This window comes from Yoonia maritima (genome assembly GCF_002933395.1).
GTDB lineage: Bacteria > Pseudomonadota > Alphaproteobacteria > Rhodobacterales > Rhodobacteraceae > Yoonia > Yoonia maritima_A.
Map to the genome: position 1 here is coordinate 1 of NZ_PKFN01000014.1, position 12,037 is coordinate 12,037.

Genomic DNA, 12,037 nt, shown 5'->3' on the forward strand with positions numbered 1-12,037 from the left:
GCGACCGTAGCACAGGCTATTTCTACAGCGCACAGGCCGGCCCAACCAGGAAAGGTTTTTAAGATGTCGCGCTCCTCGGTCACCCGAGCAAGCTCACGCTTGAGCCAGCGATTCACAGCTTCATGATCCACAGATGACGCTTGTGACGTGGCTTTCGCATACAACTTCATCCGTTTGTAGAGCGAGTAAGTACTGCCCCCTAAACGCTCCGAAACCTCACGAACCGGATACCCACGTACCGTGATCTGATGCACAGCATCACGCTTAAAATCGTCACTGAAATTTGACTTCCCTATAACGGCCTCCTTGCCTCAAAATTAGGGAAGAAAGTGTCTACAATACTAGGGGCACCTCAGACGGACACTCAGTTTGATTAAAACAATGCCGGAAAACGCCCCCTGATTGAATTTATAATTACATTTCCCGCAATAAATTTTCATGCGAGTGTTACTAAAAAGTGCAAATCAAGACCACACAGCAAACCAAAGTTGGGGATAGATAGATGTATCATTGGAACTTCAATAAGATCTCGCACAACCACGCCGCGCATCGCTTATTCGAAATAGGCAGCCGCGGTGATGACCTACTGAATGGTACTGCTGGCACAGATTTTATATTCGGGCTTGCGGGAAATGACGTTATTCGTGCTTCCTCAGGTTTCGACTTTATCAATGGCGGGCGCGGCTTTGATACGGTGACGTTCCAAGGTTCGATTTTGGATGCCGACATCACCTTACTTGGCAACCCTTGGAGCTGGATGAGAAACACAACAGCGTTGGTCACCACCTATGATGCAAACGGTGATTTCGCGGGGGTTTCGACCATTAAAAACGTCGAGGCGCTATATTTCGAGGAAGACGATTACACGCTCTATCTTGATGGCCGCAACAACGCGGCGTTAGCAGGCGACGATACGGCAAACGCAGTGGAGAACATCGCAACGGTATTAGATACCGACGCTTTGTTGGCCAACGATACCGAATTTGACGGGGATGAGATCACAGTTGTTTCCGTTGATGCGACTTCTACCCTTGGCGCCGATATCTCTTTTCTAGGTGGCAAAATAGTCTATCTGCCCGGCACTACGTTTGATGCGCTTGCCCACGGCGAAACCGTGACGGATACGTTCACTTACACCGTAGACGATGGTTTTGGCGGAACAGATATCGCCACCGTGACTGTAACTGTGACCGGCACCAACGACGTGCCAGTTCTTGTGGTCGACGATGCTGCTATTTCAATGGACGAAGGCGTAATTGACGTGGCCGCGGGCATCAACGCGCAAGATGCTGATGCAGGCGCTAACTTAACATATGACCTGTCCGGTGACGATGCCGCGCTGTTCACCATTAATGCGGATACAGGCGAAATCTCTTTTGCGTCCAGCCCTGATTTTGAAGCACCGGCGGATGCGAACGCCGACAATGTCTATGAAATCACCATTACAGTAACAGATGAATTTGGTGCAGCGGATAGTGCCGATCTGTCAGTTTCCATCAACGATATTTGGGACCCTATTGCGTTGAGCCAAGGGTTCGAAACCGAAGCAACCGGCGGATTCTATACCGCCGCTGATACCGATGGATCGGTGCTTGCCGATGGTGCTGAAGTTGACCTTGTGAATAACGGACAGGCGACAGTTGATAGCACCGCTGCATCTGATGGTTTGCTCGGCTTTGACTTGTCTTGGGTAAATACGCGCGGTGGTTCCGGCATTTCTGATGGCGATTACATTGGTGTAACGGATTACACAGGCGATGTGTCCCAATTTCCCGAAGGGGCGCAGGGCTACGAAATGCAAGACGCTGACGGTTTGTTGCGTTTGACCTTTGACACTGTGGACCTGTCTGCGCGGGCGGATTCGACAGTGGTAAAAATATCATTGGATGCGTTTGTGAATGACACAGGATGGGAAGCCGACGATTTGGTGAGCATCTATGTGGAAACGAACCTAGGCACGGTGATGCTTCTCGATACGGCAGGCGCAGACATCGATGATCTTAATATCGAGGGTATTTGGCAAAGCCTAAGCGTGACCCTTGGGGCTGATGTGACCGAAGCGACCTTGGTTGTTGAGCTAGACAGTAATTCAAGCGCGGAAAACCTTTATATCGATAACGTTGCGATCCAAGAGGTGTTCTATATCGGTCAAAGCTTTGAGACCGAGGCAACCGGTGGCAAATATGAATTTGCGGCCGCAGATGGCACCACTGTTGGCATTGGCGAAACTGTTGATTTGCTCAATGTCGACGGGCTTGCCACTGTGGATAGTACTGACGCGTCCGCTGCACAGCTTGGATATGATCTTAGCTGGGTCAACACACGCGGCGACACTGGAATTTCGGACGCCGATTTTATTGGTGTTCAGAGCTTCGCAGGCGTTGTAGGCGAATATACGGACGGCGTTCAGGGGTATGAACTATCTGATGCAGATGGCCTGTTGGTCATGACATTTGATGAAATTGACCTATCCGCCGTGGGCGAAGTCACAGTATCTCTTGATACCTTCATTCAATCAACGGGGTGGGAGGCTGATGATCTAATCAACATCTATGTTGTCACGGATCAGGGCACAGTTTCCTTACTAGATACCACAGGCCAAGACATCGATGACATGGGCGTCGAAGGTGCCTGGATGACACTATCGACCACCTTGGGCGACGACATAGACACCGCACAGCTTGTCGTAGAATTCGACAGCAATTCCGCGTCCGAGGCGATCTTTTTTGACAATGTGATTGTAACATCAGACCCAGAAACACCTTCGGTCGATCCTGAACCAGAGCTCATGCTCATCTCGGCGATCCAAGGCGAAGGTGATGCATCCGATTACGATGGCGAAACTGCGGCTGTTTCTGCCGTGGTTACTCTTGTGACCGATGACGGATTTTACCTTCAGGAAGAAGACGCCGATAGCGACGGAAATGCGCTCACTTCTGAAGGAATCTTTGTTTATACGGCTGGCGCATATGCGGTGTCGGTCGCTGATTTGGTGCAGGTCACCGGGACGGTCACAGAATTTTTCGGGCTGACCGAAATCACATCGGTGACTTCTTTTGAGGTGACATATTCAAATGCGGACCTGCCAGCGCTCACGACTGTTACGCTATCACCTGACATCGCACCTAACTACGAAGCGCTTGAAGGTATGCTGCTGTCAGTCGAGACTGGCACAGACGAAGCCCTAACAGTGACCGAAAACTTTAACCTTGATCGGTACGGGCAAATTTCCATCGCCGCGGGCATTCAAACACAGCCGACCCAAATTTACGATGCACAAACGCAAGCAGATGAAATCACCGCGCTTACCGAAGCCAACGAAAACGCCAGCCTGCTACTGGACGATGGGTCGTCGGTCGAGAACCCAACCGAATTTGCGTATCTGCCGGGCGGTGCGGGTGATGATGGCAACGGTGTGCTAGATAGCGGCGATGATTTTGCTGACACAGGAACGACTGTTCGGCTTGGCGCAGAGATTGCAGATTCTGTTGATGGTGTTTTGACGTTCTCGTACGATGAATGGACATTAAACGTCACCGACACGATTGAGTTCGTCGAAGACACCAATTCTGGCGCGCGCGAAGAAACACCAGCCGATGTTGGTGGCACGCTTCAGGTCGCGTCTTACAATGTGTTGAACTTCTTCACTACGTTCTCTGGTGGGACGGGACCAGACGGCGATTTAAGCCCACGTGGCGCAGACAATCAGGATGAATTCGACCGCCAATCGTCTAAAATTGCTGAAGGGATCATTGGAACAGGCGCTGAAGTCGTCGCCCTGCAAGAGATTGAAAACAACGGCACCGAGGCAATCGGAACCCTTGTCGATATTCTAAACGCAGAAGGGACTGACGCAACCTACGCCTATGTCGATCCAACTGGCACTGGCGATTTCGTAGGAACGGATGCGATCACGACAGGCATCATTTACGATAGCTCTGCGGTGACTTTGGTCTACTCCGATTACATCGTGTTCGATGAAACCTCGGCTGACGCAACATACGGGATTGCATCTTCACTTGGCGGGCTTGTTGGCGAAGAATTCAACGACTATCAGCGCAACCGCCCATCTGTCGCCGCAACGTTCACCGATAACGAAAGCGGCGAAACCTTTACGGTGGTTTCTTCGCACTTCAAGTCCAAAGGCGATAGCGACCTGCAAGATGTTGCAGATGCTGCAGAAGTCTGGCTTGCAGATAGCGCCAATGCAGGATCGGCCGATTATGCTCAGGTCACTAATCTACTGGCGGATCTCTACGCCGACCCCAACTTTGACCAAGGCGACGGTCAGGGGTTTTGGAACGCTGTGCGTCTAGACGGGGCTGTTGAACTCGCCGATTGGGTCGCCAACGACTACAACGGCGGGGGCGTCACGAACTATTTGCTGTTAGGCGATATGAACTCCTACGCTGAAGAAGACGCGGTGCAGTACCTTGATGACGATGCAGGGCTAACCGATCTGATCGACACATTTATCGGTCAGGACGACGCCTATTCATATGTCTTCAACGGGCAGCAAGGGACGCTTGACCAAGGGCTAGGCGATAGCGAAATCGCCGATAACGTGACTGGCGTTACCGAATGGCACATCAACGCCGACGAGCCTGATTTGATCGGGTACGATACCGATTATAACGATCCAGGTTTCTATAACGATGGGGTCTACGCATCATCTGACCATGACCCGCTTATCATCGGGCTGGATTTCACGACAACTAATGACCTGCTCGTCGCCTAATACGAAACGATGGCAGGCGCGCTAATCCAGCGCGCCTGTAGCAGAGGTTCATTTCTCTGGTTCAACCACATCAGCATCAGTGATCGCGATTTCAGTAGGAAGCTCTTTCGGCGTATCCCGCCCTACGATCAGCGGAAGCATCTCTGTGCCGGACGGCATCGCAACCTCTTCGGTTGGTGCGTTTTTCCAAGAAAGTGTATCGAACGAACCGCAGTTGCCGCACGTCGGAGCCCATTTCGGATGAATATGCTGGCAGTTGTCGCAAATCCACTGGGGGCCACGTGGCGCAGTAAGCGCACGGGTCAACCAACCACGCACGACAGAATCCTCAGCGCCTTCGCCCCGCTCAATTGCGGCCATTAACGTTAGGCTACGGGCTGTCGGTTCTTTTTCATTCAGGTCGCCCAACGCACGTTTAGCAGCGGGAAAATCTTCTGCCGCGATATGAAGCTCGGCCAACAACATCTTTGTTTCTGGATGCTCGGCAGTAGATTTAGTCAATGTACGGAACCGCTTAATACGCTGCTCTGGATTTTCATCCGGCACGATTTCAGCAAATGCGGTGGCAATATCGGGATGCGGTTGCGCGTTCCATGTTTTTGTAAGAACCCGTGTCGCATAACGGGCATTTCCATCGGCAATATAGCTGCGTGCAGCCATGATCGCCGCAGGTATCAAATCAGGAGACAGACGGTTGGCCTCAACTGCGGCTTCGCGCGCCTCAATCGTTTTACCTTCATCCAAAATTTCACGCGCTTCAGATAATGCGAGCACCGCATCACGACGCTTGTGAACGTCACGCGGTAGGTAACCGGACTTAAGTTTTGCACCCAGTGTCTGGCGTGCCCCAGCCCAGTCTGCCTTATCAGCCTGAAGACGCAGTAAAACATCCTGCGTTTCTTCATGCTTTGGTTTCAAAGCGAATGCTTTTTGCGCCAATGCAAAAGCGGTTTCTGTGTCACCTTCAGACAGTTTTTGTTTCATGATACCACGCACACCAACAAACCGGGTCCGATCATCCTGAAGCAATTTTTTGTAAGTTTCTTCGGCCTTTCGACGGTCGCCTGTCATCTCCGCAGCTTGCGCAGTCAACAGGTTGGTCAACTGTGGCTGCTTAAGATACTTATCCGCACGGGTGGCTTTGGTCATCGCAAGATGGCCTTCACCAGAAGCAAGCGCCATCATGCCTTCGGACAGCGCCTCATATCCTTTGCGCTCACGGTTCCGATCAAAGTACCGCGAAATCGCTGTTTCGTCGCCGTTCAAAAACTTAAACGCCGCCACCAAAAACGCGAGAAATTTAAGCCCCAGCCAAACGGTAACGGCCAGCGCCACCAGCGCAAAAACCATTTCCAGCGTGCTAAGCGTGATTTCTTTTCCAGCGACGCCTATTGTGGCACCGCCTTCGACGTCCATCAACATCGTTGCGCCAAAGGTCAGCGCAGTGACGGCAACAACAAAAGCAATAATTTTTATCAAGGACCAGAGCATACAAATCGCCTTTAGTTGTCACTGAGTGAGGTTGAAAGCATATCGACAGCAGCCAGCGCATCTGCGCGTGACTCGGCAAGGGTTAACCATTCTGACATTTCAGCACGAGCGACTTCAGGTAAACCGCTAATTTCCGCTAACGCATCCGATAAGCGCCCGCTATTCAGCGCTGATTCAGCCCGCGACAGGATCGCATCAGCGTCGTTTCCTTCGCGCGGGGCGGTGGACCGCACATCAAACTGATCCCGCAGGAACGCACCAAAACCACTTACATCTTCGCCCGACACACCTTCGTTACGGGCTGTCGCCAACGCAGCACGTGCAACATCGGCATAACCTTCGCGTAGATTTTGCATTGTTGGTACGCCACCCTGAACTGCAATTAACGCTTGTGGCGTGGGTTCACCAATGGCGTCTTCAAGGTCACCCAAGGCTGCCCCAATCGGCGCACCGCTTTCCAGCGCAGTTTGAACACGGGCCAATGCAGCACGCGCTGCCGCATTTCGCGCGGCTGCGGCTGCGTTTTCTTCGATCGCTGCTGCTTCGGCACGGGCGGTATCCAAACGGGTCTCCGCAACTTCGGTCATATCAGCAAGCTGCGCACGCAGCGCATCAAGCTCTGCCTGATATGCGCTGGTCGAAAGACCACCACCAGAACCACGAGGTACAGTCTCCAAAACTGTGGTACGTTCTTCCAAATCGGCCAAAATCGCACGCAACTCTGTCTCAAGCATGACAATATGGCTGGATAAATCATCCTGCGCATTCTCAATGCCTGCTACGTTGACTTCATCCATGGCCGCAACCTGCCGGTTTAGGCTTTGGATCGCGCTTGCTTGGGTTGCGACTTGGTTCGACAGCTCAGTATCGGCAGTTGGCATTGTCAGCGACGCAACTGCAAACCCAATCCCACCAGCGATAACACCGCCAAGAAACAAGGGCAGAAACCCACTACTGCCACTCTCTTTGGTCGGTGCAGGCGCTGGTTCTTCGACAATTGGGTCTGGCACAACTTGCGATACCGCTTCTGCTTCGGGCGCTTTCACGTCGACAGCAAGAGGTACATCTGACGGGTAAACTTCAGCAGGGATCGAGTCGATCAGCGGAGTCACCGCTTCGGTGGATTTAGATGGTACCTTACGGCCCGTTGCTGGCTGTTTTGCCACGTTTTAACCCTTTCCCAGATTCATCCACTGTTTGCGTGAAGAACCTAAATACACTAGCGCGGCAATGCCAGACGCTCAACCGTCGGCTTAGCTATGAAACATTATTAAGCAAGGCATCAAGACGCGCAAACGTTGCCCCAATCATCGAATGGCCATTTGGCTGCGAGGCGACGGCGATGGTTTGCGCATCAACCGTGCCTGTTGCCTTTTTTACAACGTTACTCATTACCACTAGGTGTAGAGGCGCAACAAACGGCCTCTGACTACTAAATATGGTAGCTGTACGGGGGGAAAATAGGGGTAATACCACAGGAAATTCCCCCTTGAGCACTGATAATGCGTCACTGTTTAGTGGTAAATCTTGCTGCTCATAGGCAACAACATCGCCGCATGGCAGGCCGGCTTTGGTGAGCGTTCTCGCGATCTCTCCGCGGGTATGCACGCCCCTGATATGCGCCAATGGGCCGCAGGGTGCCTGTTTTTGTATCACATCACATAACGCCTTTGCGTCGCCGGGGCCCGTTATCGCATGAAACCCAGCTTTCGTTGCACAAGCAGCAGTGCGCGGACCGACACACCACGCGGTAATCCCTGCAGGCAATTCAACAGCATTCACAGCGTGAACAGACGTAAATATCACACCTGAAAGATGTTCTAAGTCAACATTCACAGGGACTGGAACGATTTCGATCAAAGGCGATAGAACGATTTCAACACGATCTCCAAATCGGTCACGCATGACACGTGCGAACTCTTCTCCCTGCTTCGCAGGTCTTGTCACGATCAGGGTCGGCATCATCTGCTCACCATTGTTTGGAAGGTTGTGCAATGTTACCTGCCTAGAACACACGCGCAACCGAGTTACACCATGACACTGACCATTCTAGGAATCGAAAGCAGCTGCGATGACACCGCTGCCGCCGTCGTACGCGACACAGAGGTGCTGTCTTCAGTCGTCTATGGGCAAACCGATTTGCACGCTGACTTTGGTGGGGTCGTTCCCGAAATTGCAGCACGCGCACATGCCGAAAAGCTGGACCACTGCATCGAAGAAGCATTGCAAAATGCGGGTCTAAAATTGGTTGATTTGAATGGAATCGCTGTTACAGCAGGCCCCGGGCTGATCGGCGGTGTTCTATCTGGCGTGATGTGCGCAAAGGGTATTTCTGCCGCGACTGGCCTGCCCTTGATCGGCGTAAATCACCTAGCTGGGCACGCACTGACACCCCGCCTGACTGATCAAATACCCTACCCATATTTGATGCTGCTGGTTTCAGGCGGCCACTGCCAATTTTTGATTGTCGAAGCGCATGACAAATATCAGCGGATCGGCGGGACCATCGACGACGCCCCCGGCGAGGCGTTTGATAAAACCGCGCGTATCCTTGGGCTTCCACAGCCCGGTGGCCCATCCGTCGAAAAAGCCGCAAAATCAGGTGATCCAAAACGATTTAAGCTGCCACGCCCACTATTGAACCAACCCGGCTGCGATATGTCGTTCTCTGGCCTAAAAACCGCTATTCTTCGGGCCCGCGATAGCGTGGTCGCGGAAAAGGGCGGGCTAACTGTCCAAGATCAAGCCGATCTATGCGCTGGCTTTCAAGCCGCAGTCATCGATGTCCTGATAGAAAAGACACGTCGCGCGATGCAGCTTTATCTTGACCTGAACCCTGCAAAACGCAGTTTTGCGATTGCAGGAGGCGTCGCAGCCAACGGTGCGATCCGCGACGGTTTAATGCAGCTTTGTGCGGGATTAGAGACTGATTTTGTCGCTCCGCCACTACGCTTGTGTACAGATAACGCCGCGATGATTGCCTATGCTGGGATCGAAATGATGCGCGCAGGGCATCGCGATGATCTTACCTTGACCGCAAGACCAAGGTGGCCGCTTGACCAACGGGCTGCTCCCATGCTCGGATCGGGAAAAAAGGGAGCAAAAGCATGAAGGTCGGGATCGCAGGCGGCGGGGCGTTTGGGACTGCATTGGGCGTTGCGCTGGCGCTTGATGGCAATGAAATTTCGCTGTGGGCGCGTAATCCGGACGCCGTTGCCACAATGCAAAATGACCGCGCCAATCCTAAACTACCCGGTGTGACGCTGCCCAAGAATATTACGTTTTCAGATGAATTAGAGTCTATTCTTGTTTGCGACACCATCCTTTTGGCGATCCCGGCACAAACACTGCCAGCGTTCTTGAACGAGCATGTTGAACGACTGAAAGGCAAATACCTTGTCGCTTGTTGCAAGGGCATCGACCTCAAGCGAATGACCGGGCCAGCAAGTACGATCCGGGATTTAGTCCCCGATGCGACTGCTGCAATGTTGACTGGCCCCAGCTTTGCCGCAGATATTGCGCGCGGCCTGCCCACGGCGCTCACACTTGCCTGTGCCGACGATACAGATGGCGCGATCCTTCAGACAGCGCTTTCGACGACATCGCTTCGTATCTACCGAACGACCGATACAATCGGCACAGAGTTGGGCGGTGCATTGAAGAACGTGATGGCGATCGCCTCTGGGGTCGCCATTGGCGCGGGGCTTGGTGAAAGCGCACGCGCCGCGCTGATTACGCGCGGTTTTCCGGAAATGCAGCGGCTGGCGACTGAACTTGGCGGTCAAGCTGAAACGCTGTCGGGGCTGTCCGGTTTTGGTGACCTCGTGTTGACTTGCACGTCAGAACAGTCACGGAATTTCAGATATGGTCTGGCGCTTGGGCGCGCAGAAAGCTTTGACAGCGACACGACCGTCGAAGGGGCCGCTACGGCCCGCGCCGTGCGTCAGCTTACGACTGATCTGGACATTGATATGCCAATCTGCACAGTCGTGGCAGATCTAACAGAAAACAAAACTGACGTGATGAGCGCGCTAAACGCGTTACTTTCGCGTCCATTAAAGGAAGAATAAATGCGCTTTGCCCTGATCACCACCGACAAACCCGGCGCGCTGCAAACCCGCAAAGACAACCGCGATGCCCATTTGACATATATTGCTGAAACCGGTGTGGTCGAAATGGCGGGGCCGTTCTTGGACGACAACGATCAGATGTGCGGATCAATGATCGTACTAGAGGTTGCCGACATGGCCGCAGCGCGGGCTTGGGCCGATAATGACCCATATGCAAAGGCGGGTTTGTTTAGCGACGTTCGTATTCAAGCTTGGAAAAAGGTGGTGGGCTAATGGCACATTGGTTGTTCAAATCCGAACCTGACGTTTGGGGGTGGGACAAACAGGTCGCAAAGGGCGACACCGGCGAAGAATGGGACGGCGTGCGCAACTATCAGGCCCGCAACAACATGCGCGCAATGAAGCTGGGTGACCGCGGGTTCTTTTACCATTCGCGTACCGGGCTTGAGATTGTCGGCATCGTCGAAGTCTGTGCCGAAGCACATCAAGACAGCACCACCGATGACGACCGCTGGGATTGCGTTGATATCAAAGCAGTGCGCCCCTTCATCAAACCTGTCACCCTTGAACAGATCAAAGCAGATGATCGGCTCACCGAGATGGCGTTGGTGAAAAGTTCGCGTTTATCCGTGCAGCCAGTCACCGATGAAGAATGGGAAATTGTCTGTGCAATGGGCGAAACAAAACCCTAGCCCGAAATATATTTCCGACCCATAATCAACAAAAGTGGGAGGAAAAAATGGGACTTTTGTCTGTAATCATTGCTGCAGCTGCGGCATTTGTGTTCGGCGCAGGATATTACATGGTGCTGTCCAAACCATGGATCGAAGCCGCTGGTATCAAGACGGACCCTGACGGCAACCCGGTCAACAGCAGCAATCCAACACCCTACATCGTATCTTTCATTTGTATTATTCTTGTCGCAGGTATGATGCGACATGTCTTTACGCTGTCTGATATCAACACAATAGGCAAAGGTATTCAGTCCGGTCTGGGTGTCGGGCTATTTTTCATCACACCATGGATTTTCATCAATACAGGGTATTCAGATCGTCCTTGGAAGCTAGCGGTTATTGACGGCGGATACGCCACCGCGGCAGCAACGATTATCGGTTTGGTACTAACCCTGTTCTAAAAAGAGGGTTCAGATACAATCCGAACCCTCTTTTCACCCCGCGTGTTCCTAAGCCACCACACGCATATGAATTTCTAGGTCCGGACCTACTGGTCTTGATTGGTAGTTAGCATCATTCGTCCAATCCAGACAAATGAATAGAATTTTGAATTTACTTAAAATGCAAAACGCCCGCGCATTTGCGGGCGTTTAACCGTTTGTACTTTAACGCGTTAGCCGTAGATGGATTCTTTTTTGAAGTGCTTTGTCAGCATGTAATAAACGACGGCGCGGTATTTGTTACGCTCTGATTTGCCATATGTTTCCAGAACAGAGTCGATTGCGGTATCAAGGTCAGCGCTATCTTTGAGGCCAAGCTTCTTGATCAAAAAGTTGTTTTTTACGGTCGCAATCTCATCAGGTTGGCTAGATGCGACGGTCGAAGCGTCAGCATTATAGATCGCGGGCCCACAACCGATGGTCACTTTAGTCAGCAGATCCATATCAGGTGTGATGTCACACTTATTTTTCAGGTCATCCGCGTATTTTGCGATCAAATCGTCTCTTTTACCCATGAGATTGTCCCCAGTGCTGGTGTTATCTTCTAGTCAATGCCCTACGTTC

General features: G+C 52.3%; 11 protein-coding genes. 6 read left to right on the forward strand and 5 right to left on the reverse strand.

Annotated elements, in window-relative coordinates; all coding sequences use genetic code 11:
* The coding region (locus CYQ09_RS16910; protein ID WP_162617716.1) for a transposase at positions 1–296 on the reverse strand (296 nt) is incomplete at its 3' end.
* 206 nt (positions 297–502) lie between these two features.
* Between CYQ09_RS16910 and CYQ09_RS16915 the strand changes: the two genes are divergently transcribed.
* Positions 503–4,738 carry an ExeM/NucH family extracellular endonuclease gene (locus CYQ09_RS16915; protein ID WP_106746580.1) on the forward strand — a complete coding sequence of 1,412 codons (4,236 nt, stop codon included), beginning with the start codon at positions 503–505 and terminating at the stop codon, positions 4,736–4,738.
* A 48-nt stretch (positions 4,739–4,786) separates the two neighbouring features.
* Here CYQ09_RS16915 and CYQ09_RS16920 read toward each other — a convergent pair whose 3' ends face one another.
* The 3 genes from CYQ09_RS16920 to CYQ09_RS16930 form a co-directional block, all read right to left on the reverse strand.
* Positions 4,787–6,229, reverse strand: a complete 1,443-nt coding sequence (locus CYQ09_RS16920) for a heme biosynthesis protein HemY (RefSeq protein ID WP_106746581.1) — start codon at positions 6,227–6,229, stop codon at positions 4,787–4,789.
* 11 nt (positions 6,230–6,240) lie between these two features.
* A complete protein-coding gene (locus CYQ09_RS16925; RefSeq protein WP_106746582.1) occupies positions 6,241–7,395 on the reverse strand; it encodes a COG4223 family protein in 1,155 nt (384 codons plus the stop codon).
* Between the two features lie 91 nt (positions 7,396–7,486).
* The gene (locus CYQ09_RS16930; RefSeq protein WP_106746583.1) at positions 7,487–8,194 is read right to left on the reverse strand and encodes a uroporphyrinogen-III synthase; all 708 of its coding nucleotides are present in this window, start codon (positions 8,192–8,194) and stop codon (positions 7,487–7,489) included.
* A 69-nt stretch (positions 8,195–8,263) separates the two neighbouring features.
* Between CYQ09_RS16930 and tsaD the strand changes: the two genes are divergently transcribed.
* The 5 genes from tsaD to CYQ09_RS16955 are packed head-to-tail and all read left to right on the forward strand — an operon-like array spanning position 8,264 to position 11,434.
* Positions 8,264–9,340 (forward strand): tRNA (adenosine(37)-N6)-threonylcarbamoyltransferase complex transferase subunit TsaD, encoded by a 1,077-nt coding sequence (gene tsaD, locus CYQ09_RS16935; protein WP_106746584.1) that lies wholly within the window; start codon positions 8,264–8,266, stop codon positions 9,338–9,340.
* Entirely contained in the window at positions 9,337–10,299 is a 963-nt protein-coding gene (locus CYQ09_RS16940) for an NAD(P)H-dependent glycerol-3-phosphate dehydrogenase (RefSeq protein ID WP_106746585.1), read from the forward strand. The genes tsaD and CYQ09_RS16940 overlap by 4 nt, the downstream gene beginning before the upstream one ends.
* On the forward strand, positions 10,300–10,572 hold the full coding sequence (locus tag CYQ09_RS16945; RefSeq protein ID WP_106746586.1) for a YciI family protein: 273 nt from the start codon (positions 10,300–10,302) through the stop codon (positions 10,570–10,572).
* Positions 10,572–10,991 (forward strand): EVE domain-containing protein, encoded by a 420-nt coding sequence (locus tag CYQ09_RS16950; RefSeq protein ID WP_106746587.1) that lies wholly within the window; start codon positions 10,572–10,574, stop codon positions 10,989–10,991. The genes CYQ09_RS16945 and CYQ09_RS16950 overlap by 1 nt, the downstream gene beginning before the upstream one ends.
* A gap of 47 nt (positions 10,992–11,038) precedes the next feature.
* A complete protein-coding gene (locus CYQ09_RS16955) occupies positions 11,039–11,434 on the forward strand; it encodes a DUF1761 domain-containing protein (protein WP_106746588.1) in 396 nt (131 codons plus the stop codon).
* A 212-nt stretch (positions 11,435–11,646) separates the two neighbouring features.
* On the opposite strand, the gene CYQ09_RS16960 is transcribed toward CYQ09_RS16955, so the two are convergent.
* A complete protein-coding gene (locus tag CYQ09_RS16960) occupies positions 11,647–11,988 on the reverse strand; it encodes a DUF2853 family protein (RefSeq protein ID WP_106746589.1) in 342 nt (113 codons plus the stop codon).
* Positions 11,989–12,037: the final 49 nt, after the last annotated feature.

Coding starts and splice junctions, on each gene's coding strand:
- CYQ09_RS16940 (WP_106746585.1), top strand. CDS start 9,337: ATGAAGGTCGGGATCGCAGGCGGCGGGGCGTTTGGGACTGCATTGGGC.
- CYQ09_RS16915 (WP_106746580.1), top strand. CDS start 503: ATGTATCATTGGAACTTCAATAAGATCTCGCACAACCACGCCGCGCAT.
- tsaD (WP_106746584.1), top strand. CDS start 8,264: ATGACACTGACCATTCTAGGAATCGAAAGCAGCTGCGATGACACCGCT.
- CYQ09_RS16930 (WP_106746583.1), bottom strand. CDS start 8,194: ATGATGCCGACCCTGATCGTGACAAGACCTGCGAAGCAGGGAGAAGAG.
- CYQ09_RS16950 (WP_106746587.1), top strand. CDS start 10,572: ATGGCACATTGGTTGTTCAAATCCGAACCTGACGTTTGGGGGTGGGAC.
- CYQ09_RS16955 (WP_106746588.1), top strand. CDS start 11,039: ATGGGACTTTTGTCTGTAATCATTGCTGCAGCTGCGGCATTTGTGTTC.
- CYQ09_RS16960 (WP_106746589.1), bottom strand. CDS start 11,988: ATGGGTAAAAGAGACGATTTGATCGCAAAATACGCGGATGACCTGAAA.
- CYQ09_RS16945 (WP_106746586.1), top strand. CDS start 10,300: ATGCGCTTTGCCCTGATCACCACCGACAAACCCGGCGCGCTGCAAACC.
- CYQ09_RS16920 (WP_106746581.1), bottom strand. CDS start 6,229: ATGCTCTGGTCCTTGATAAAAATTATTGCTTTTGTTGTTGCCGTCACT.